The organism is Gracilibacillus kekensis, assembly GCF_900143085.1.
In the GTDB taxonomy this organism is placed as follows: Bacteria; Bacillota; Bacilli; order Bacillales; family Amphibacillaceae; genus Gracilibacillus; species Gracilibacillus kekensis.
The window spans coordinates 326,080-350,748 of sequence record NZ_FRCZ01000003.1; the positions used below are offsets into that span (position 1 = coordinate 326,080).

General features: G+C 35.0%; 18 protein-coding genes. 14 read left to right on the forward strand and 4 right to left on the reverse strand.

Annotated elements, in window-relative coordinates; genetic code table 11:
* The first annotated feature begins 20 nt into the window (after positions 1-20).
* Both sppA and BUC25_RS09460 read left to right on the forward strand, forming a co-directional pair.
* Entirely contained in the window at positions 21-1,022 is a 1,002-nt protein-coding gene (sppA, locus tag BUC25_RS09455; protein ID WP_073201620.1) for a signal peptide peptidase SppA, read from the forward strand.
* A 12-nt stretch (positions 1,023-1,034) separates the two neighbouring features.
* On the forward strand, positions 1,035-1,502 hold the full coding sequence (locus tag BUC25_RS09460) for an RDD family protein (RefSeq protein WP_073201621.1): 468 nt from the start codon (positions 1,035-1,037) through the stop codon (positions 1,500-1,502).
* Positions 1,503-1,742: 240 nt separating this feature from the next.
* On the opposite strand, the gene BUC25_RS19350 is transcribed toward BUC25_RS09460, so the two are convergent.
* Positions 1,743-1,946, reverse strand: coding sequence for a YcxB family protein (locus BUC25_RS19350; protein ID WP_170862672.1), 204 nt, complete (start codon positions 1,944-1,946; stop codon positions 1,743-1,745).
* A gap of 497 nt (positions 1,947-2,443) precedes the next feature.
* On the opposite strand from BUC25_RS19350, the gene BUC25_RS09470 reads away from it, so the two are divergent.
* The 9 genes from BUC25_RS09470 (at position 2,444) to BUC25_RS09505 (ending at position 13,890) form a co-directional block, all read left to right on the forward strand.
* On the forward strand, positions 2,444-4,123 hold the full coding sequence (locus tag BUC25_RS09470; protein ID WP_073201623.1) for a DUF6612 family protein: 1,680 nt from the start codon (positions 2,444-2,446) through the stop codon (positions 4,121-4,123).
* An 81-nt stretch (positions 4,124-4,204) separates the two neighbouring features.
* Positions 4,205-5,122: a LysR family transcriptional regulator gene (locus BUC25_RS09475; RefSeq protein ID WP_073201624.1), complete on the forward strand. Its 918-nt coding sequence runs from the start codon at positions 4,205-4,207 to the stop codon at positions 5,120-5,122.
* Positions 5,123-5,231: 109 nt separating this feature from the next.
* A complete protein-coding gene (locus BUC25_RS09480) occupies positions 5,232-6,335 on the forward strand; it encodes a 5-methyltetrahydropteroyltriglutamate--homocysteine S-methyltransferase (protein ID WP_073201625.1) in 1,104 nt (367 codons plus the stop codon).
* A 560-nt stretch (positions 6,336-6,895) separates the two neighbouring features.
* Positions 6,896-10,351, forward strand: coding sequence for a hypothetical protein (locus BUC25_RS09485; protein ID WP_073201626.1), 3,456 nt, complete (start codon positions 6,896-6,898; stop codon positions 10,349-10,351).
* Positions 10,352-10,470: 119 nt separating this feature from the next.
* A complete protein-coding gene (locus BUC25_RS09490) occupies positions 10,471-11,325 on the forward strand; it encodes a patatin-like phospholipase family protein (protein WP_073201627.1) in 855 nt (284 codons plus the stop codon).
* Positions 11,326-11,335: 10 nt separating this feature from the next.
* The gene (locus tag BUC25_RS09495; RefSeq protein ID WP_073201628.1) at positions 11,336-12,046 is read left to right on the forward strand and encodes an HAD family hydrolase; all 711 of its coding nucleotides are present in this window, start codon (positions 11,336-11,338) and stop codon (positions 12,044-12,046) included.
* A gap of 13 nt (positions 12,047-12,059) precedes the next feature.
* Positions 12,060-12,338, forward strand: coding sequence for a hypothetical protein (locus BUC25_RS09500; protein WP_139251806.1), 279 nt, complete (start codon positions 12,060-12,062; stop codon positions 12,336-12,338).
* Positions 12,339-12,372: 34 nt separating this feature from the next.
* Positions 12,373-12,498, forward strand: coding sequence for a hypothetical protein (locus BUC25_RS19695; protein WP_280174051.1), 126 nt, complete (start codon positions 12,373-12,375; stop codon positions 12,496-12,498).
* A gap of 63 nt (positions 12,499-12,561) precedes the next feature.
* Positions 12,562-13,890 carry a CoA-disulfide reductase gene (locus tag BUC25_RS09505; protein ID WP_073201630.1) on the forward strand — a complete coding sequence of 443 codons (1,329 nt, stop codon included), beginning with the start codon at positions 12,562-12,564 and terminating at the stop codon, positions 13,888-13,890.
* Between the two features lie 104 nt (positions 13,891-13,994).
* On the opposite strand, the gene BUC25_RS19355 is transcribed toward BUC25_RS09505, so the two are convergent.
* Both BUC25_RS19355 and BUC25_RS09510 read right to left on the reverse strand, forming a co-directional pair.
* Positions 13,995-14,162: a hypothetical protein gene (locus BUC25_RS19355; RefSeq protein ID WP_170862673.1), complete on the reverse strand. Its 168-nt coding sequence runs from the start codon at positions 14,160-14,162 to the stop codon at positions 13,995-13,997.
* A 98-nt stretch (positions 14,163-14,260) separates the two neighbouring features.
* Positions 14,261-15,316 carry a DUF2515 family protein gene (locus tag BUC25_RS09510; RefSeq protein ID WP_084543427.1) on the reverse strand — a complete coding sequence of 352 codons (1,056 nt, stop codon included), beginning with the start codon at positions 15,314-15,316 and terminating at the stop codon, positions 14,261-14,263.
* 262 nt (positions 15,317-15,578) lie between these two features.
* Between BUC25_RS09510 and BUC25_RS09515 the strand changes: the two genes are divergently transcribed.
* On the forward strand, positions 15,579-21,446 hold the full coding sequence (locus tag BUC25_RS09515; protein WP_244535165.1) for a lamin tail domain-containing protein: 5,868 nt from the start codon (positions 15,579-15,581) through the stop codon (positions 21,444-21,446).
* Between the two features lie 468 nt (positions 21,447-21,914).
* Here BUC25_RS09515 and BUC25_RS09520 read toward each other — a convergent pair whose 3' ends face one another.
* Positions 21,915-22,982 carry a hypothetical protein gene (locus BUC25_RS09520; RefSeq protein WP_073201632.1) on the reverse strand — a complete coding sequence of 356 codons (1,068 nt, stop codon included), beginning with the start codon at positions 22,980-22,982 and terminating at the stop codon, positions 21,915-21,917.
* Positions 22,983-23,164: 182 nt separating this feature from the next.
* On the opposite strand from BUC25_RS09520, the gene BUC25_RS09525 reads away from it, so the two are divergent.
* Together BUC25_RS09525 and BUC25_RS09530 are read left to right on the forward strand one after the other, a co-directional pair.
* Complete coding sequence (locus BUC25_RS09525) at positions 23,165-23,980, forward strand: metallophosphoesterase (protein WP_084543428.1); 816 nt, start codon at positions 23,165-23,167, stop codon at positions 23,978-23,980.
* Positions 23,980-24,639, forward strand: coding sequence for a CPBP family intramembrane glutamic endopeptidase (locus tag BUC25_RS09530; protein ID WP_073201634.1), 660 nt, complete (start codon positions 23,980-23,982; stop codon positions 24,637-24,639). Before BUC25_RS09525 ends, BUC25_RS09530 begins: the two co-directional genes overlap by 1 nt.
* The last annotated feature ends 30 nt before the right edge of the window (positions 24,640-24,669 follow it).

Genomic DNA, 24,669 nt, shown 5'->3' on the forward strand with positions numbered 1-24,669 from the left:
ATATAGGAGGAGATATATAAATGAATCAAAAACGGTGGATTGCATTAGTTGTTGCTGCTGGGTTATTTTTGACTTCAATCGCTTTTCAGTTTTTCTCAAGTGTAGCAACAGCTGATTTTGAGAACTTATTTAAATTCGAAGATCCGAGCCAGAACTTTGGTGAAAAAGTTGTGGAAAATGGATCAGGTAACAGTAAAATAGCAGTGCTACATTTAAATGGTGTTATCCAAGATACGACACCGAGCTCATTAATTAATACGAGTTCCTATAACCATAAACGATTTTTGGATATGCTAGAACACGCTGGTGAAGATCGTCAGGTTGATGGCATTATACTACGTGTTAATACGCCTGGTGGCGGGGTCGTGGAGAGTGCTGAAATCCATGATAAAATCTTAGAAATTCAGGAAGAGCATGAGAAACCAATTTATATTTCCATGGGTAATACAGCTGCATCGGGCGGTTATTATATTGCTGCACCTGCAAATAAAATTGTGGCACATCAAGCTACATTGACGGGTTCGATCGGTGTTATTATGGAAAGTTTTAATTTTGCAGAGTTCGCCGATGAACATGGAATTGATTTCAATACGATTAAAAGTGGTGAATATAAAGATATTATGTCGATGTCTCGTGAAATGACAGATGGCGAACGTGAAATTTTACAAACGATGATCGATGATATGTATGCAGAGTTTGTGAACGTTATTGTCAATGGCAGAGAGTTGTCGGAGGAACGTGTCCGTGAATTAGGAGATGGTAGAATCTATACAGGAGCTCAGGCACAAGAAGTGGATCTCGTCGATGAGCTTGGTTCATTAGATGATACGATTGAAATGATGAAAGAGGATCATGAACTCGCCAATGCACAAGTCATTGAATACGAAGCCGGTCTAAATTTTAATCAATGGATTGGTGGAACGGTTCAAAGCATGTTAGGAACTGAATCAGATTTAATTGGAATTAAAGACTTGTTACGAGAAAATAATGCGCCACGTGCAATGTATCTTTATTCACAATAAGGAGGTATCGAAATGACTGAAGAAGTAAATTATCAAGATGCTCATTCAACATCTGATGTTCGCTATGCAGGATTTTGGATGCGTTTTTGGGCATATCTCGCTGATTTAATTATTGTTTTTAGTGTGAACGGAATTTTGCTTGTTCCTTTTCATTTTATCGACAATGGATTCCAGGTAGATATTGGATTTTGGACAGTTACAGGGATAATAAGTTCGATTGTCTTTTATCTTTATTTTTTATTGATGACAAAGTTTTATCATCAAACACTTGGTAAAATGATCTTCGGATTAAAAGTGATTCGTGAAGATAGTCAATCGTTAAAGTGGAGTGATCTTCTTTTTCGAGAGGTAATCGGAAGGTTTATCCACCGTGTCTTTTTTATCGCGAGCTTTTTATATTTGTTTGTGGCATTCACTTCACAAAAGCAAGGACTTCATGACATGATTGGTAATACCAGAGTTGTGATGGAAGCTAAATGATCGGTTTTATTCCTTCTAAAGAATAGTATGAACCCGTTTGGTGAATATAATAGGGTAAGCTATTCGATAACGGAGGTGTTCAAATGACGAAGGATTCCTATGCACCAAAAGAAAAGCTTCATGGCAAAGGCAAAAAGCCAGCTGAACAAAGACGTGGTAAAGCTTCCTCATCTGCACGAAATGTGGATAATTAATAAAATGGGACACGAGTTTGTGTCCCATTAAAAAAATTTCTAATAATCAAGTATTACTTCCACTGAACTTACTTTGTATCAATTTGTGGTATTGTTCTGTTTCTTCATCATTTAAATTTGTTGTTTTTTTCTTTAAAATCACCGCTTGAACATCTGACAAATATAAAAAGTATCGATGCTCATCACTCCTTAGCTTTACGAACTGTTCCCAATTAAAGAAATCTTGTTTATTTTTAATGATTCTTTCCAATCCATCCTCTTTAATGGTTATCGTTTGTGGTCCTAAAATTCCTACTGGTTTATTTTTTCTGTAGACTTTTCTAAAAATTAATAAAATTGCCCACCTGAAAAATCGTGGAAAAAAATAAAAAAAGAGAAACGAGACTAATATTATACTCGCGAATTCAAACCAGGAGAATGACCATTCATATGAATAAAGCATACTTCTGAAAAGAAAGATTGATAAAAGAAGAAAAACAGAAATGCTAAAAAGCCATTGTGTTATTTTTATATATTTTATGAAAAATTTAGAGTGAAGTAATAAATTTTCTTGCAAAGCTACGAAATCTTGTTCTGTTATTGTAAATTTAGTAATCAATTTTTTTTTCATTCCTTTCATTATATAGTAAAATATTAACATATTAGCTTATTATTTCAAAATAAATATTGATACAATCTACTTAAATTAAACAAGATTCATAGGAATACAACGTTAGGCTTGCTTGTATTCCGGTCAAGGAGAATTAAATGAGACTAAAAACTTTTGCCTTTATCATTATATTTTTATTATTAACAGCATGTGAGAATTCATTGACTCAAGAAGAAATTCTAGATGAGTCTGTTAACAACATGACAAAGTTAGACAGCTTTGCTTTTACTTTAAGCTCAGAATTTACCGATGGAATGGATAATATAACGACTCTCGAATTAGAAGGAGAGACGCGAATGGATCCACTAGAGGCTTCCATTGAAGTAGTGCAGGATATTTATGAGGAAGAGCAAGAGTCGAATACCTATTATGTAGATGATATGGTTTACTATAAAATGGGAGAAGAAGTAGAAGACTTAATCAAAGTGGAGTTAGATGAAACACCTTCCCAATTAATAACTGCTGTTCAAGTTTTCCAATCTGAACAAGATAAATTAGAATTTGAAGAAGAAGAAAATGAATATGTGTATACATATACCACCTCAGTTAATAATACATCTTTTTTAGAGTCTATATATCCCGATTACCTTCATTCAGCATCATTTGAAAGAATAGCTATGGATTTTGAATACACCGATAATATTGAATTGCACACGGCAATTAAGATTGATAAAGAAACGTTCCTAATAAATGAATTGGCTATTGAATATACAGGGGATTATAACGTTTTGAATAAGGATGATCCTCCGACGATTTCTGAGAAAATTCAATTTAACTTTACAAAACATAATACGATAGAGGAAATAAATTTACCCGAAGAAGACATTCAAAACGCTAAAACTTTTATGGAATTCTTTGGATTAGATGATGTGGAAATCGATGAAAATAAATTAATAGAAGAACGAAATATTGAAGAGGAAATTAAAGGTAATACAAGTGGCAATTTGATGAATGAGGGACGTTTGGCAACAGATGGAACATGGCTTTACTATTCAGTTTCTAAAAAGGGACTCTTTCGTAGTAAATTAGATGGAAATGAGAGAGAACAATTATCTGAAAGTGAAGTTTCTAGTATTAATATAGCCGATGATTGGTTATTTTTTATTGACAGAACAAAAGGACACCTTGTATACAGAATGAACAAAGATGGTTCGGGACAAAGACAAGTGAGTGGTGTTTATGCAGAATATTTAACAGTGGTAAACGGTTGGGTCTACTATATTCCTAATGTCAATAACCCCACTGGAGACACTCATATTTTGAGGTCAAAAACGAATTTAACAAACAATGATATTATTGTCGATCATTCCAGACAACTAATTGTGGCTAATGGTTATTTAATTTATAAGGATTATGGCCAAACATTGCGTGTGATTGACTTACTCGATGATGAACTTAGACCTGATTCACTATTTGCTAATGTAGAAGCGCGAAATTATGCTGTTTCTGGTGACTGGTTGTATTATGAAAATGTTGAAGATAATTATACTATTTATCGAAAAAATTTCAAAAGTAGAATAGAAGAAAAGTTAGTAGATCAGCATAGTGACAGTTTTAATATCGCGGGGGATAACGTGTTTTATCGAAACATGGATGATGATGGTAGACTATACAGATATAACATTACTAGCGATGCAAATCAAAAAATTTCAGAAACTGCAGTCCATAAATTACATGTTGTGGAAAATTACTTATATTTTACACTACTTGAGAATTATGAGCCCGAGTGGTATCGAATGAAGCTGGATGGTCATTATATTGAAGAGGCAGACTTTTAAAAAGTAACGGCTTTGTCCTGTCTCACGGTTCATTAGTTTAAGTCAACTGCTGACTCATTTTTACAAAGAAAGGAGTAGTCTATGACATTACAACAATTAAAATACGTCATTGAAGTGGTTAGAAGTCAGTCGATTAATAAGGCAGCACAGCGTCTTTTTATTAGTCAACCTAGCCTTTCGAATGCATTGAAAGAATTAGAGGAGGAAATCGGGGTTACGATTTTTTTGCGGACAAATAAAGGAATAACGATTACACCAGAAGGGTTCGAATTCTTAGGATATGCAAGACAAGTTGTTGAACAGGCTGAACTTCTGGAAAATCGCTATGACAAGAGCCGAACACCTCAGCAGAACTTTGCGGTTTCTTCACAACACTATGCCTTTGCTGTCAGTGCTTTTGTTCGATTGTTAAAAGACTATGACAGGGAAGAATACGAGTTTACCTTAAGAGAAACGAGAACCTATGAAATTATTGATGATGTTAAAAATTTGCGTAGTGAAATCGGCATTTTATATGTGAATGACTTTAATGAAAAGATCATACATAAATTTCTGCGCGAAGCGAATTTAACTTTTCATTCTCTGTTTATTGCTAATCCACATGTGTTTATTAGTTCTACTAATCCATTAGCAAAAAGGGAATCAGTAACATTAGAGGATTTGAATCCTTTCCCATACTTATCCTATGAACAAGGGGAATACAATTCATTTTATTTTTCGGAAGAAATTTTGAGTACGCTGTCTAGGCCGAAAAATATTCGGGTTAGTGATCGTGCGACATTGTTCAACTTACTTATTGGTCTTAATGGTTATACGATATCAACTGGTGTCATAAGTCACAAATTGAATAGTAAAGATATTATTGCCGTGCCATTGGACGTGAATGAAGAAATTCATGTTGGCTATATTACTCATAAAAATGTTACCAATAGTAAACTGGCAGAGATTTATATTCAGTATTTAAAAGAAATAATTGATGAAGAACTAGATTTGTTATAGTTTTAAACTATAACAAAGGATAGATTATTTATGTTACTTTATAATACTCTTATTATGCTAGACTTACTTTAAATCACATAATATGTAAGTTAACTAAGGGAGAGTTTTTATGACACAGACAAATTTCAAAGCACCATTCAGAGCAGACCATGTCGGAAGTTTATTACGACCAGAACGGATTCATCAAGCAAGAAAGGATTTCCATGAAGGAACGATTGATGCGGAGCAACTTCATGTAATAGAAACTGAAGAAATTAAGAAAATCGTTGATAAGCAAATTGAAGTAGGATTAGAAGCAGTGACAGATGGGGAATTCCGTCGTCGTTTTTGGCATACAGATTTCCTCGAACATCTAACTGGAGTAGAGGGCTACGTACCAGATCACGGATTCGCTTTTAAAGGGGAAGAAACAGAACGATATGATGTACGCGTGATTGATAAGATTTCATTTAATCAGGATCACCCACATATTAAAGAATTTATTGAATTTAAAGAAATAGTAGGGGACCGTGCAGTAGCAAAACAGACCATTCCAAGTCCAAATCAATTATTTAATGCAGGAATCCGAAATAAGGATATTTACCCGGATGTAGAAGAGTATACGAAGGATGTAATCCAAGCCTACCGTGATGCAGTACAAGCTTTTTATCAAGCTGGATGCCGTTACTTGCAGTTTGATGATGTTTACATAGCCGGACTAAATGCACCAGAAATTCCTTTTAATGATAGTGGCTATTCACGTGAAGAGTTGATTGATTTAGCCTTGCGTGTAGTGAATGGGGTACTAGAAGTAAAACCAGATGACATGACAATTACGACACATCTTTGTCGTGGAAATTATCGTTCGAAGTGGGCATTTGAAGGAAGCTACGCTAAAATTGCTCCTACCTTATTTGCGAAAGAAAATGTAAATGGCTTTTTCCTTGAATATGATGATGATCGCTCAGGAGATTTTACGCCACTGGAGTTCATTCCAAACGGAGGGCCGAGGGTAGTCCTTGGTGTATTTACCTCAAAGCATGGGGAATTAGAAGATAAAGAAAACATCCTAGCTCGTGTCGAGGAAGCTACACAATATGTCTCATTAGATCAGTTGTGTATCAGCCCACAATGTGGCTTTGCCTCCACTCATCATGGAAACATCCTAACAGAAGAGGAACAATGGGCTAAATTAAAATATATTGTAGATATATCAAAAGAAATCTGGAATTAAGTTGAATCAGTTTTTTTGATTAATGAATATAAGAGAGCCATTGAGTTTATGTGAACTTGATGGCTTTTTTATATTGACGAGAGCACATCTCATCGGCATTTCAGCAGTAATTAAAGAGTAAAATGCAGACGAGAGCACATCTCATCGGCATTTCAACAGCAATTCAAGGGTGAAATGCAAACGAGAGCACATCTCATCGGCATTTCAACAGTAATTCAAGAGTAAAATGCAGACGAAAGCATGTCTCATCGGCATTTCAGCTGTAATTCGAGAGTGAAATGCAGACGAGAGCACATCTCATCGGCATTTCAAAAGTAGTTTTGGCGGATGTCCCAGACGAGTGCTCATTGTACCAGAAAATTAACAAGTAATTCATTATAATCCCAAAACTCCATGAAAGCCTGCCATAGAGAAACATCACATCCAGTATATAAATGTATGAAGCTTATAAGAACAAATTAAGCATAGATATCAAGTACTAAGTATTACTTTTTCTATTGTAAAATAATGATATAATGGTAGAAAATGAGAATAGAAGATTTGACAGTTATGAGGATGTGATGGATATCTTACAATCAGAACGTGAAAAAATTGTAGGTCAAGAGATGGTGAAGTTGTTAAAACAAGGATATTTAAGTGAAGAAGAGTTCATGAGAGTGATGAACTCCTACAAACAGTACGTTAACGATCAAGAGCAAGAATTAGCTGATATACATACTGTAATTCGTGAAACTGATTCAGAAATTAACAACAAAGAGGACAAGCAACAATTGGCAATAAATAAAGAAGTTTCAAACAAAAAAGAACCAGAAATAAAACAAAAGGTAAAACCACAAAAATCGAAGGAACAAATTAGAGAAAGAAATATCACATGGCTTTTAATTTTAGGGGTGGCTTTCCTTTTAATTAGTGGTTTGGTGGTGGCAACTAGTACTTGGGAACAAATGGGTGCATTGTTAAAGGTTGTTACACTGGTTGGTGTTTCGGTATTTTTCTTAGGATTAAGCGGCATTTCTTCATCTGTATTAAAGATTGAAAAAACAGCTTTTGCCTTTTTAACACTAGGCAGTTTATTGTTTCCGATTGCTATCATAGCTATTGGCTACTTCGGATTATTTGGTGATTATTTGACGTTGACTGGTGAAGGGAAATATCTACTTGGTATTATTTGTACACTACTGCCATTGCCTTTGTATGCAAGAAACGCAGTGAAAAATAATTCTAGATTATTTGTTTGGATTTTCTTCTTGTTTATGTCTTGTTTCGCAGGATTTGTTGTTGCAGCAATGAATGTATCTGTAGATTTGTTTTATTTTCTTATTATGGTCTACAATGCTGTTTTATTATACGGATATCACCGTTATCGTCATCTTGAAAGCATTCGTTTATTTATGAAGGAGTTACCAGCATACGCACAGTTGAATTTGGTGATCTCTACCTTATTGATGCTTTTTGTGTATAACGATTCACTCTTTTATAGCTTTAATGTTTTATTAACGGCACTTATTTATATATCAATGGTATATGTCTATAATACAAAATCTTACCAGCTTGTCTTCAGTGGGTTATTTGCATACGGTGTATATCAATTCACGGAAAATTCCTGGTTACAATCGGTAGATTTATTTGTATATGGTTTGCTTGGTGCAGCATATCTTGTCTTCGCTTATTTAATGAGAAAGGATGCTTACTTAGCTAAAGTATTTCATTATACAAGTGGGGTTATTTCACTGTTTGCCTTTATCTATATTAGCTATCAAGGTTTACTAATCAGAGGAAACGAGCAATCCTGGACCCTATTATTCGCATATTTAACGATAGCAGGTACATACATTTACTTATCGTCAATTACAACAAGACAAGTATTTCGATGGCTGGCTTCGATTTTTATATTCACGAGTGGTCTTGAACTTTGGGATTTAATGTTTGAATCTTTCTTAAGTATCCAACTATTTAGTTTTATTTTTGCCAGTCTATTGTTTATCTGGATAGGTGATCGAACGAAATTAAGCTATTTACAGACGATAAAAACGAGCACTTACTATCTATCAATTATCGTGATGTTACTAGCCATTGTTTATGGTTTAATCCTAGAAACGTACTTTGAGGCTTCATTCATGTTCTTAATAAGTGGTTGTCTGGCATTAATTGTTACGAAATCCCGATCTAACACAACAAAACAAATTGGCCTATGGTCGCATGCGATTAGTTGGCTATTAGCGTTTATTGTCTTATATCCTGAGATTATCAGTCGTTTTATGACATACTATAATGAACTGAATATTGCATTTCACACGGCTATTGCCGGAATATTATTATTAGTTATCAGTCTTATCTGGAAAAAGGCAAATAATGTATTACTAGCTGAGACGACATTTTACACAGGTCAGGCTAGTTACTTAATGGCGATGTTTTTACTATTGGTAAACTATCCAATTAATGAAGAATTCGTTCGTCCAGCTTTATTACTAATAGGTATTGGTGTGTTTGTCTGGCTTGTACGCTACGCACGAGTTGGGCCACTGTGGTTACTTGTAGCTGTGATCACCGTTTCTTTCTATGCTTCTTTAATTCGTACGTTTGCTATTGAAGAGTTTGAAGCTATCATGTGGTATATCATGTTTGCTCCAGTACTTTTAATAGTAATTGGGCGAGTAGCTGGAAAAGTGACGAAAGAGTTGAAGATATACTTCTTCTGGTTTGCTCATTTTATTCTAATCATGATAATAACTAGTATTTTAGCGGATTATATGTTTGAGCAGTTGCTTCATCCAACGATCTTAGTCATTCCATTTATTCTTTATCTGTATAGTATGGTGATCATGTCCGAAGAGTGGGAAAAGAAAGTGTTCCTATATGCAGCCATGTCGATGGTGCCCTTTTTAGTGACGGCAAATGTAGCTTATTATAATCTTGAACAGTATGTTTCCATTTCGTATAGTTTGATTGTATCTACTGTTTTATTTTTCGTGGCATGGCTATTTGTTCGCCCAATCTGGAAAAAGCGAGTGGAGTGGTACATGATCCCGTTTGCAAACTATAGTTTGTTGATGGTCATTGCGGTCGAACAAATAACACATGTAATAGAACTGATGATCATTGTCGGTTTTCTTTTACTAAATCTCTATTTATTACACATCCGAAAATGGTTAAACGTGCTTGTACTACCATTATTATTGACAATATTAATGTGGAATAGGCAGAGTTATATTGATAACGATCTTTCAATGTTTATCATAAGTATTGGTAGTTTTATAGTCTTACTTGTAGCAGGGCGTATTTTTTATCAAACCCTTGTTGAAATAGTCTCTAAAAAATGGATGATTGACTGGTACTCGGTTGTTGCCGTCCTCTATTTGGGATATTCCTTGAATTTTGCAGAGTCAATTGGGATCGTCTGGATTAGGATACTTCCATACGTATTGCTAGCTATTTGGCTATTTCTACAAGCGAATAGAATCCAACAGCAGTTAATGCAGAAAGTATTCATCACATCTGCTGGGATTAGTTTATTACCAGCTTATTATATTATCTTGCAAGAATATCTGGTACACATTTCTGACTTGTTTCATGCAGAGTTAATGGTATTACCGATACTAATATTGTCGATCGTAATGGAAAAGAAAACTTGGAAAAATCACAAACGTATTATGTCGCAAGTGCAAACAGTAATTCTCGTGCTCATAACCGTTTACTTAGTAGTGGATGCGATTCAAAGTAATACAGTATGGGATGCGCTTATTGTCGGAACACTATCGTTAGTCGCCTTATTAATAGGTATGAGTTTCCAGATTAAATCGTATTTCTTTGTTGGTCTGGGTACCTTATTATTTAATGTCATTTACCAAACGAAACCATATTGGGGCAACATGCCATGGTGGGGATACCTATTAATAGCAGGGATCACCTTAATCACGATTGCAAGTTACAATGAATGGACAAAACAACGGCAAACCGAAGGAAAGCTAATTAAAAAATTCAAACAATTAATGAACAGATTGAAAGAGTGGAATTAAAAAATGATTTTTTTTTGTGTTGATCAAAGATCCACTTTATAAAAGCCGAGGATGGAATCCATAGTTTAGCTATTGTATGATAAAGTTTGTATTAATTAGTAAAAGTAAAGAGGGGTTATATGAAAGATATTGGATTAGTATTAGAAGGTGGGGGAAGTAGAGGAGTATACACAGCGGGGGTTCTTCGCTTTCTGATGGAACAAGATCTATACTTTCCCTACGTAATTGGTGTATCAGCAGGTGCATGTAATGGTTCCTCCTATATATCTAAGCAAATCGATCGTAATCGAATCACAACTATTGATTATGTGGATCACCCTGAATATTTATCATTTCGAAATTGGCTGACAAAGCGCCAAATATTTGGAATGGATTTTATATTTGATAAACTCCCAAATCAGTTAGTACCATTTGATTATCAAACGTTTAATGATGCTGAGCAAGAATTTGTTGTAGGGGTAACAGATTGTCATACTGGAGAACCTTTGTTTTATCGTAAATCACAACATGCAGATGATATGATCACTTTACTAAGAGCTTCAAGTTCGTTACCTTTAGTTGCTCCAGTTGTTCAATTCGACCAAAAATCATTAATGGATGGTGGCATCTCTGCACCTATCCCAGTTCATCAGTCTCTAAAAGATGGGAATCATAAAAATGTAGTGATATTAACCAGAAACAGAGGATATTATAAAAAACCTCAATCATTCAGTTGGTATATTAATAAAAAATATCAGCAATATCCTGGTTTACTCAAAGCATTAAAAAGACGTCATCAGGAATATAATGACACAATTAATTATCTGTTTGAAGAAGAAGAAAAGGGAAACATTTTTATTATCTGTCCAACTGAAAAATTAACAGTGGGACGAATTGAAAAAAACAAAAAGAAATTGACTTCTTTATACAACAGGGGCTATCAAGATACCCAGGACTTACAGCAATCCTTGCGAGAATTTTGCAATACGAAATGAGGATATAAAAATGAACACTATTATCTTTGATGTGGACGATACCTTGTACGATCAGGCATTATCCTTTCATCAGACTTTTAGAAAATTAGTAAAAGAAAATAGTACATATCAAGAGTTGGATGCCATTTATCGCGCCAGCAGAAAATATAGTGAACGATTATTTGATCAGAGTGAAAAAGGCGAAATTACAACATTTGAATGGCAAACCGGAAGATTTATCAAGGCTTTAAACGACTTTAATATATCGATCAGTTCTGAAACTGCTTCTGATTTTAACGATGTCTACAAACAGCAACAAGGAAGAATAACACTTTTTCCTGAAATAAAAGAATTATTATCTATTCTAAAACAAAAAGGAACACAACTGGCTATTCTTACGAATGGGGAAGAACAACATCAAACGATGAAAATAAAACAACTAGAATTACACAAATGGATCCCTGAAGAAAATATTTTTATCTCGGGCTCACATGGAATTGCAAAACCGAATAAAGAAATCTTTGACATCGTCACAGACAAATTAAAATGTGATCCAGTGGAGACCGTTTATATCGGTGACTCGTTTGAAAAAGATATCATCGGAGCGAAACAAGCAGGATGGCAAGCCATTTGGATGAATCATCGGAACCGAAAAATACCTAAAGAGAGTACAGTTTTTCCAGATCTGGAATTACAACATGCTAGAGAAATATTATCCTATTTTGAAGATAATAAATATTAAGGAGATGGTAGGGATGGCCGAAAAACCTTCCGAGTTTAATAGTTTTAAAAAATGGACACCCCAAGACGGCACTCATGAAAATAAAATATCTATCTTATTATTTGTTATTGGCTGGGGATTGGTCTTCATTTGTATTTTGCTTAGTTTATTTGTAGTAATGAATAACATTAATTTTATGCCACTTTTGTTAGCTGCCGGGGCAGGAATTATTGCTGGTGTCGTTTTAATAGCTATTGCTGAAATAATCAAATTGTTAACTAGTATTAACGATCAATTGAAAAAGAAACGTTAATTGATTCATTTCATATAGAAAGGATGCAGCAAAAATGGACGAAAAAGTGGGTCAGTGTGCAGAATGTAATCAAGCGGTCTATTGTAAAGCTGGATTTCTGGATGGGGTCTATCAAGATGGGAAATTGTTATGCGCCAGCTGTGATGATAAAAAGGAATAATATTTGATTTTTCGTGCATACTGATATGCCTGGTAGGGTATAACAACCTTAGGAGGGAATCAGATGAGATATATTATTATAGGCGGCGTTGCAGCTGGAATGAGTGCAGCAATGGAGATTGTTCGTACAGATGAAAAAGCTTTTGTGACTGTATTAGAGCGGGGCAAAGACTATTCCTATGGCCAATGTGGATTGCCATACATTATTAACGGTGTTGTGCCATCTACCAAAGATGTAATAGCACGAACGGTAAGTACCTTTCGAGAGAAGTATGGTATTGATGCCAGGATATTCACTAAGGTGACGGGTATAAATGTAGAACAACAGATAGTACGTGGCATTCAAACAGAAACAAATCAGACATTTCAACTAGAATATGATCGCTTACTTATTGCTTCTGGAACAGATCCAGTCGTACCAGATTGGAAAGGCATCGATTTAAACGGAATTCATACATTAAAAACGTTAGTAGATACAGATAATTTAAAATATGACATATCAGATAATGTTCAAAACGTAACCGTAATTGGTGGAGGCTATATTGGGTTAGAAATGGCGGAAAGCTTTCAAACGTTAGGCAAGAAGGTGAAACTGATTCAACGCGGCAACCAATTAGCGACTATATTTGATAAGGATATGGCAAAGTTAATTGAAAAAGAGGCAGTCAGTAAAGACATTAATCTTATTTTAAATGAGGAAGTAACCGGTTTTTCTGGTGAGAACAGAGTGGAAACGGTTGAAACGGATAAAGGCTCTTACCAAACAGATTTAGTTTTGTTAAGTATCGGTGTTCGACCGAATACACAATTCTTTAGTGAAACAGAAATTCATAGGAATGGACAGGGTGCGATATTTGTAAATGCTCATATGGAAACCTCGATTCCAAATATCTATGCTGCCGGTGATTGTGCGACACATTATCATATTGTGAAACAATTAGACGATCATATTCCTTTAGGTACGACCTCAAATAAACAAGGGCGAATTGCTGGTGCCAATATGGCCGGAAATCCTTTAACATTTAAAGGGATCGTTGGAACGTCGATTATTAAATTCTTTGATCTAACGTTAGGTCGGACAGGTCTTACTGAAATAGAAGCGAAAAAGCTAACGATCCCATATGAAGTAGAAACGATGTCAGCACTTGATCATGCCGGGTATTATCCAGATAATGATAAATTAAAGATAAAATTGATATATAACAAGGATACTAAGTTATTATTAGGCGGACAAATTATTGGTAAAGAGGGCGTTGATAAACGAATAGATGTGCTAGCAACTGCTTTATACAATAAAATGACCGTTGAGCAATTGACTGACCTCGATCTTGCCTATGCTCCACCATATAATGGCGTATGGGACCCACTACAAACAATGGCAAGAAAAATTTAGTGGTAATGAAACCTTTTTATAATGAGTGTAAGTATTTCACATTTAAAAAACCCCAGTGCTGGGGTTTTTTTGCATTCAATAATAACAGCGTTTATAATTAGCGCTTATTTTTGATCACCCTGTTTTGGCTTCATGACGAAACCAGCCATAATAATACTTAATGCAAATAATGCAAAAGCTGTTAACCCCTTTTCAAGTAGTAAACCAAATACAATTACAGATAAACCACTAAGTATGAATATACATTTGAGTAATGTTGCTCGACTTAGCATCTATATCACCTTTTTTATTTACATTATTTGCAATTATACTATAATAACCTCCGTCTAAACAACTATAAAAAATGCGGATTTAACATAGGACAGCTATGCTAAGAAAGGCCTTCTTTAGCGATAGCTGCTAGTTGTAGCCTTTCCAGACTATGACAATAATCTGTCATAATATCTCCATTAACTTGCAATTTTTCTTTTTTTAAATAGAGGACTATTTTATCATGTGTATACCAATCGCCTTTCTCAGCTATTTTCTGTTTGGAATTTGGCCATGAATCAATTAGGGTTGGACTATATATCCGAGGTGAATTTGGTTTGATTGTGCAACCTTCGAGACTTGCATTTGTTACTTTGCCAGGCGTATTTTCATTAATTGTTTGAAACATGTTTGGCCAAAAGTCAGCTCTTGAGCCAGTATGTCGCTGCTTCTTTGCCCAATTAAAAATTAGAATATAATATTGCTGATCAAAAAGTAAGTGATATAATCGTTTACCTAGCTGAATTCGGTCATCAAGGGATGCGAAATGGAGCACAGATTGCCCGATTAGTTTCACTTCATGGTCAGCTTTAAAAGGTAAAAGAATGTGGTTTAACTGCAGTATTTCCTGTATTTTAAATTTTACGGATTTAAATATTTCTAATTGATAGTCACTGTGCTGTATCACCCTTTTTTCAATATAGCTTTGTTCATTGATAATTAAGGCAGTTGTAAGCAGATGACGATCCTTTTTTTGATAAAAGTAATTCCATACAACTTCCATAAAATAAGAGACATCCAATGCCGGTAACAGATGAAAAAGGTTTTGGCCGTTTCTCACGCTCTCTTTGAATAAAAGTAATTGCGGATAAGCATCTTGAAAGATCAACCAATTGCCACGTTCCAAAAATGCGAAAAAACGCTTAGCATCTTCGACGCTTAATATTTTGCCTAATAAACCGCCTTTTAGATCTGTCATATTCCAACCAGCATTTCGCGATACCATATGTGCTAAGAAAGCCCATTCAATTTCGGGAAACTGTTTATAAATTTCGAGATAGGCCGCCGTCCTCGTAATATTGTTCCTATTATGTTTGATTGTTTCTTGATGGATTGTTTTGATGACATTTCTTTCACTGGAGGAATATGATGGGTTGTTTTGCTTTTGATGAAGCATTTCTTTTAATTCTTTTAAGACAGGGTCTCTTTTGAAAAAGTTAAAAATGTGAAATCCCCCCTGAGTAACTTCTTACTATCAATGTATTACATCAAATTAACTATATTCCTATTATGATATAGAAAACGAAGGATTATACCAAAACCGAGTCCATTGTTAATAAATGAACAACAATTATATACAATTATTTACAAAAATATCACCGTCTTTTAATGTTGCTGAAGTATTATGAAATCGTACATATTAAAAGGAGGGAAATGTTTTGAAGTACAAAGCAAAGTTTAAACGAATGTCCGTAGTACTTATTGCTTTATTGTTGTTTTCTAATTTGTCACCATATGTTACGGTACTGAACGCTAATACGGTTCAATCGACAGATTCTGTTGAAGATGTGCTTACTCAAGAAAGTACTTCGAAGGAGCAAAACATAGAAGTAGAATCAAAAGAGCCACCGTCTGAAAAAACAACAGAACCTGAAAAAGAAAAAGAATTACATATAACTGATGATCGTTCAGAAGTAAGTGAACCTTTTTTAGAAGAGGAAGAAACGAAGGATACGGATGCAATAGAACAACATAACTCCGAAGAACCCACAGAGAAACCTCAACAAGAAAGTAACAAAAATGAAAAATCTCAACCTAAACAGCAGTTAGAAACAACCACAACTATTGATTTTCAAACATTACCATCACTTCTTATCACGGAAATTATGCCAAATAATGATGGAGCAGATAATTATGAATACTTCGAAGTCTATAATAATTCAGATCAAACCATCGTTTTGGATTATTACACTATTGCCTTACGCTATTTAGATGGAAGTACGAAAGATGACATTCCATTTGAATTTCCAGAAGTGAAGATTGACTCCGGTGAAACACTGGTGTTTTGGCGCAATCCAGGACAATTATCGGTAAATGATTTTAATTCATTTTATCAGACAGATCTCCCAAGTGACAAAATTGTTATGTATCAAGGAACCGGTTTTTACAATAGTGGAGATAGAGGCATTGTGATTGAAGATGCGAAAGGGGAAGTAGTAACGATCGGCTATCTTGGATCTGACATTGATTCCGGAAAAGTCGTGACATATCAATTTCCCACTGAAGGAATAGAGATGGAGAAATATCAAACATTAGTAGATCCATCCCCCGGGCAAGTTGAAGAAGAACAAATCCCAGCGGAGCGTGTGGTAACAGATCGTCACACACAACCAACGATTGATCATCAACAAGCAGAAGAGGTGGAGGAAGGAAAATCGGTAACCATTCAAGCCACGATAACCGACGATCAACAAAAGGTAAATGCGGAGTTGTTTTATCGTTCGAACAATGAAAAATATAAACAACTCGAGATGAAAGAAAAAGATGAGAATATATATGAAGCTTCGATCGAGGCCGAAAATGTTACAGTTGGCACGTTGGACTATTATATAATAGCGAAAGATCCAAATCATACGGTGCGCTTACCTAAAAATGAAGATTTTTCAGTAGACGTTATGACAACGGAAGAATCAGAAGAGGATTTTCAACAATATCCACATTTACTTATAACAGAGCTTTCACCTAATACAGCTGGACCAGGCACAGATTATTTTGAGTATTTTGAAGTATACAATAACAGTAATCAAACGCTTCCTTTACAGCAATACGCTTCTATTTATTATTATACAGACTCTGGAAAAGAAGTTTCTTTTCAAGTTCCTGCTGTAGAGATCGCGCCTGAAGAAACGCTTGTATTTTGGTATAATAATGGTAATCGAACATTAGCAGATTTCAATAATAATTTTTCTACCAATTTATCAAATGATCAAGTAGTACAGGTAACTGATTCTTCTTTTCCTGGTTTTGCGAACGGAGGTAATCGTGCTTTAATTATTCGTAATGCAGAACAAGAAGAAGTTGTTTACGCTGATTATGACGGAGCGGATAACGATAACACAGGAGCGGTTATCCAGTACAAATATCCATTAGAAGGAACATCCATGTTAAAGTGGCGACCATTGGCTGCCCCTACTCCAGGGACAGTAAATGTCGATCAAGTACCAGTAAAACCTGTCGATCTGCCGGAACCAGAAATGGATACATCGCCCCCGGAGATTCATCATGAGCCAATTAAAGAAGCAAAGGAATTTTCAAGTATTCTGGTAGAAGCAACTATTACTGATGATGTCGCGATTCCTACTGCAACATTGTATGTAAAAAGTGCAAATGAGGAATATCGTAGTATATCCATGACATCTTCTTCGGATGATCCATCAAAATATAATGTAGAAATAGCAGGTACGTTTGTGGATGGAGATTTAACCTATTATATTGAAACTACTGATGGTGTGAATATCTCAAAATCAGATGAGTTCGTAATCAAAATACAACGAGAAGAACTTGATACAAACAACTTACCACCGTTATTGGTAACAGAGGTTGTGCCTGATTCTACGAATGTGGGATCTGCTGATGGTTACGAATTTATTGAAATCTATAATAATACCAATCAACCAATTCCATTTGAACATTATAAAATGCAATACAGGTATGGTAGTGATCCTGCAAGTGATGTCATTTGGCCATCCGTACCCGATGATCTTATAATACCTGCCCAGGAAACGTTAGTTTTTTGGATCATTAATGGACAAAATAATGAAAAGACAGTGGCGGATTTTAATGCCAATTACGATTCTAAGTTAACAGAAGGCGAAGATATTGTCAGAATAGAATCAGCAGGTATGGCGAATGGAAGTATGAGAGGGTTGATCGTAGCTTCCAATATCGGTCATGAATACGCAATTGCCTATTATAATGATGCAGATACAGAAGATGATACACTTCCCAATAAAGGTATTGTCTATAAATATCCATCTGATGGTTCAAACAATATGGAAAAAATAAGTGCCGGATCATTGGATGCAACTCCAGGTATGGTCGAAGAATATCAAATCCCAAATCAGCCAGTACAAGTTATCAATGATACAACACCACCATCTATAGAGACAGTTTCAGAGCAAAGTACTATTAAACAAACAGAAAACCTTGATATAACAGCAAAAGCTTTTGATGCAGAAGAACTAAAGACCGTATCTGTTTATTATCGTACAAATCCAAATAAAGAGTTTATCAAAGCAAATATCGAGCAAAGTGATCAAGAGGATCAATTTTCTTACCGTATATATGCGCCAGAAATGATTGGTCAAACAGTGGTAGAATATTATTTTACGGCCTCTGATGGAGTGAATACGGTGGAAACAGAAATAAAAACAGTTTCCATTGAAAATAACGCAAATGATGATCCATTGCGATTAAATGTCTCTGATCAGGAAATTATCAATGAAACATTTATTCTAAAAGGAACTTCTGAGCTTGATGACCCTTCCAATTTAAACTTAATGATTGACGAAAATCAACTGGAAGGTGGTTATCGTGCTATTGAAAATACAGCCTATTTTGCTTTCGAAGTAAGTGGGATTAATACCTATTTCCAAAATGGCGTCACAATCGGGGATGAAGTTATTCATATCTTTGATGATTGGATGGCACAATGGGAGACGATAACAGTACCTCTTGATCCAAATTTTTTAGCAGTTGGAGAAAATATAATTTCAATTCGTGCAGGAAATAAAGCAAGTCCTTGGGAAGGTGATCCAGATGAAAATCGAGATGATTTTAATTTGAGAAATGTTCGCCTTGTGTTAGCGGATGGCACGATATTGACGGATCCTAATCATATTAATCAAGACAATGTGCTGGATATGGGAGATGATGGAACAGATCGAATTGTAGAGGATTTTACATTCACGATAAGTGAAGACATCGCTAATTCTTATGCCTATGCGTGGGACACCACTAATGTTTCCGATGGTACTCACCAGATAACAATTTCCGACTCTAGTAATGAAATCAAGAGAGAAGTATACGTGGATAACACGGGTCCTAGTATTGAATCAACTATCGTAAATGGTGAAACGATTAAAGGAAGCTTTACCATTGATGCTGTGATAACTGATGAAATTGCCGGTGTTAAAGATTTCGAGGTTGTATTAGATGGTAAACAAATTCAATTACCTTATCAAACATCATCGGGAGATCTATCACCTGGAGAGCATGTGTTGACGATTAATGCGACAGACGAAGTAGGAAATGACACCGAAAAAGTATATACTTTTGAGACAGTAGAAGAAAATCCATTAAAACCTGAAAATAGTACAGTTGATAAAGCGAAAGGTGATCCCACATTAAAGGTTCGAGTAAACGATCCAATGGGAGACAAGCTCGATGTTGATTTTTACCAAGGTTTTCAATATAAACCTTCTGATACAGAGGTAGTAGCTTCTTATCAAGGTTCGTCGCCCATTGAGCCACCTGATACAAATCAGTTATCGGATGCAAGCGCATTTGCAGAAAATGACATTTCTGCCGTTTCAGAAAAAGATGGTAAGTATGTCGTTACAGATGATACGGATCAGTTCCCTTATCACCGCTTTGATGTGGAATTAGATCCTTCGATTGATGAGGAAGATCAGGTTGAATTAGAATGGCATGGAAATTCTCTAGAAGGACGCAAAGTAACGATGTATGCCTGGAATTTCACAACTTCTAAGTGGGATATAGTAGACTATCAAATTGCAGGAAGTGAAGATTTTTCATTGAAAGGTAATGTTGAAGTAGCCACATATAGTGACGAAACGAATCAAATTCAAGTAATCATACAGGATGAGATACCGTCAAGTAATGATCAATATGATTACACGTTTGTCTGGATGTCAGATACACAATATTATTCCGAAAGTTACCCGCATATTTTTGAAAGACAAACGGAGTGGATCGTTGAAAATCAAAAGGAAATGAAAATCGAATATGTCTTTCATAGTGGAGATTTAGTCGATGAAGCAGATCAAGAGTACCAATGGTTATATGCGGATGAATACATGAAAAAGTTAGATGATGCATCTATTCCATATGGTGTATTAGCAGGTAACCATGATGTTTTACAAAAAACAGAGGATTATACAGAATATTATAAATACTTTGGTGAAGATCGTTTCATAAACAACTCGTTTTACGGAGGATCTTATTTAAATAATCGTGGCCATTACGATCTGATTTCAGTGGATGGCAATGACTATATTATGATGTATTTAGGATGGGGTATAACAGATGAAGGAATTACATGGATGAATGAGGTACTAAAGCAACATCCTGATCGAACTGCGATATTAACTTTTCATGAATATTTGCAAGCTACAGGAACTCGTCATCCACTGGGAGAAAAACTTTATCAAGAAGTGGTACTTCCTAATGAAAATGTTGTTGCTGTTTTATCTGGTCACTATCACGAAGCCCAAACATTAATAGATGAAATTGATGACGATGGGGATGGTACAACAGATCGAAAAGTTTATCAGATGTTAGCAGACTATCAAGCAGGGCCTGAAGGTGGACAAGGGTATATGCGCCTCTTGCACTTCGATGGCCAGAATAATCAAATCATTGTAAATACCTATTCACCATATATCGATGACTACAATTATTATGATTCTGAAGAGTATCCAAATAAAGATGAATTTGTGATTGATCTTGATTTAACACCTAAAGAAAAAAGAGTGGCGACCGATGCATTTTCCGTAAACGTGTATACCGATACCCTTATCGGATCTGTTGAAGGTGTCGAGAGCGGAAATACCGCAGAAGTTACTTGGACTGGCTTAACGGAGGGAGAACAATACTTCTGGTATTCCAATGTAACAGATCGCCACTCTGGTAGTACTCGTTCTGAACTATGGTCATTGGTAAAAGGTGAAGACGAACAAGCTCAAGTGGATGAAGATGACAAGGATGAGGAGCAACCAGAAAGACCTAACCCTGATAAAGATTTAAATGATAAGGTTCCGACAGATCCTGGTATTGACCCTATTCCTGTTACAAATGAGCCTGATATAAATGATGATAGCCTTGGATTCTCTGACCAGGAAAACTTTTACAACAGAAATATTGTTAAAAAACCTAGCTCATTGGATGATAGTCTCCCAAGTACAGCAACGAATATCTTCACCTTTCTGCTTACAGGGTTATTGTTATTAATGGTTGGAATCGCCGTCATTATCTGGAAGAGGAAGAAAATTAGAAGCCAAATATAGATGTTAAATACAACTCCATCTCACTTTTTTAGTGAAGTGGAGTTGTTTAATTTCCGAATGGTATAGTTTAGCTCTGTCTCACTTTATTATTTATAAAAAGTGAACAAGTATATTTACATTATTAGTAGTACTATAGTATAATTTTCAAGAATCAATAAGATCGAATTTTGTAGTATTTAGTCGGAAAAGTTTTAATATGAAGGTAAAAAATGGTATGAATTTCTTATCTCCTATTTAATCATCAGCAAGCACTCATTCAAAACGCAGATAAGGCAATGTGTTTTGCGTAATTACAAGTTTTATACGCAAGATATTACATTGAATGAGGAAAGTATTTTCGCAAAATGGTTCAACAAAATCCAAAATACTTTTACATTGCGAGAATGGTTTTAACCCCCTTCTGACTTTTATTAATATCAAAGAAGGGGGAGATAAAATGATGTGAAGTTAAAACTTCGCAGTATTTATTTATATTGTCCATGTGTCTGAAATAATAGCAGTAAGCTTCCATAACTCATTATCATTTTTCTCAAAAACAAGGTGTATGCTTTGCCAGTCCATCTTGGCATTTTCTTCTGTACCTTCTACATGATACTCAATGATTTTTGTGTTTGGAAACTGTTCCTTATGGTTGTTAATCGCATTTCCATGTTGATTATATTGATTTACAAATATTTCGTCTGGTTCTTGCAATTTTTCAACATTTAAGAATTCATTAAAATAGGCAAGAGGCGTCAATTCAATTGGTTTTCCAGAGCCATCGTAATTACCCCAATGATAGACTGTTTCATCTTCTTTAAAGTTAGCTATCTCCTCTTTTGTAAATTCTTGGTGCTGATCCTTAACATGTACATAGGGTGAGAACAGGACACCTTTTTCCTTATGGGCATACACTGCTAGTGCTTCCATATCTCTTTTATTAATTACTTGTATTACTTCTTGCGCTAGTTGCTCTACATTGGGTTGAACAGCCTCTAATCTCTCGACTTCAACATTATCCAGAATCCATTTATCTTCAACCCATGTAACGTGGAATGTTTTCTCAATTTTACCTCTCATCTGATTTTCCTGTTGTTGAATAACTTTATAGTGTTTCTTTGTTACTTTTTTAAACGTGAAGTCTGTATCTTTTTCAAAGAAAACTGGAGATTCCTTTGCGATAAAATAAACGCCACGATCACGGTTTTCTACATAATTTCCGATAATTTCATTAGCTTGTTTAGTTGACATCACTTTTGTTAAGAAGCCACGAACTTCGTCAATTGAGTAGAAAGAGCTTAGGAAATTTTGATCATTTGTATCACTAATTAACGATTCAAAAGCTTCACGGTAGCTGTTTAAAACTTCTACTACTTTTTCTTCCGTAAGATTCTCAACTGTGTTGATATCGTCTCTGTTTTTATCTTCTTCGACCGTTTTCTCGCTGCTAGAAGCAGGATTGCTTGATTTTGTCTCGTCTTCCTGGTTAGTTAAAATCCAAACAATAGAGGCGCCTCCAATGAGCAGAATCAAAAATAAAAGGATAATTTTCTTCATCCTATCTGCCTCCTTCATAGTGAGATAATGTGTTACTTCTAGCATAACAACTAAAATAGGACATGTCACATTGGCATTTAATTTGAAAAATAAAGAAAATAATAACATTTTTGATTGTATGTGATAGGATGATAGTAAAAGTAATTCGAAAGAGGTAGTCTTAAATGAAAAGGAGAAACAAGATGATGTTGTGGATAGCGCTAATTAGTATAATTTTATTCAGTATAATAATTAAGAGTTATTATGACACACATTTCGTGAAAATAGAGCGTCTTGATATAACGACAGGTAAATTAGAAGAGAACCAGTCATTTACGATATTACAAATGACTGACTTACATAATAAGCAATTCAATAAAGGTAATCAGAGGTTGATTGATAAAATTCAATCTTTAGATCCAGATGTGATTGCAATTACTGGGGATCTAATAGATCGAAAAACAGAAGATGTTGAAAAGGCGTTGTCTTTTGTTGAGAAAATTGTTGAAATCAATCCCGATACCTATTTTGTATCTGGAAACCATGAGTGGGGAAACCCCTTACACGATGTTTTGTTTAAAGGTTTAGAAGAAAGAAAAGTAAGGCATTTAGATAATCAAAATACTAAGTTAGAAGTTGGGGAAATACGTTTCCAACTTGCTGGAATAGGTGATCCTTCTACCAACCATGATTCTATTGAAAAAGCACTAGCAGGATTAGATAATAACTTTTTTACAGTATTACTCTCACACGCTCCAGATGTTAAAGAAATGCCATTTCCAACACCAATCGATCTGACATTAAGTGGACATACACATGGTGGCCAAATTAGCTTACCTTTAGTCGGCTCACTCATTGCACCTGATCAAGGTTTATTTCCGAAGTATGATAAGGGGTTATATCAATTAAACGACAAGCAACAGTTATATATTGATAGTGGTTTAGGAACAAGCGTAATAGATGCACGGTTGTTTAATCAAAGTCAAATGACATTCATCACTGTAAAAGGAGAAGGTTGATGAAGAAGTTAATGGTATTAGTAGTTGTGGCGTGCTTAATAATGGCTTGGGTTGAACTATTCTTCGTTCCTGATTATATCGTAAAATCGTTCATTAAGTTAATTATTTTTCTACTACTTCCGTTTATTTATATTCGGTATTTTACTAAGCTTTCTTTCAAGGATTTATTCTCTTTGAAAGTTAAAAATCTAAAAGTCTCTAGCATTCTAGCAGTTGGTGTATTTATTATCATTTTATCTGCATACTTTTCGGTAGGTGGTTTTTTCGATTTATCCAATATTACCGTGATGCTAGAAGAGAATATTGGTGTTAGTAAAAGCAATTTTCTTTTCGTTGCCATTTATATTGCACTTGTAAATTCTTTGTTAGAAGAATTTTTCTTTAGAGGCTTTGCTTTTTTAGCGCTACTAAAGTTATCTACGAGAAGACTAGCGTATTTATTTAGCGCTGGGATGTTTTCGATTTATCATATCGCAATGATGACTGATTGGTTTTCCATATGGTTATTTTTATTAATTTTGGTGAGTTTATTCGTAGCGGGTTTACTATTTAATTGGCTAGATGAAAAGACAGATAGTATCTTACCATCCTGGTTGGTACATGTGAGCGCCAATATTTCTATTAATTTAATAGGGATCATGCTTTTTGAACTAATTTAAGTAAAACTAGATGGTGAAATCATTTTAAGT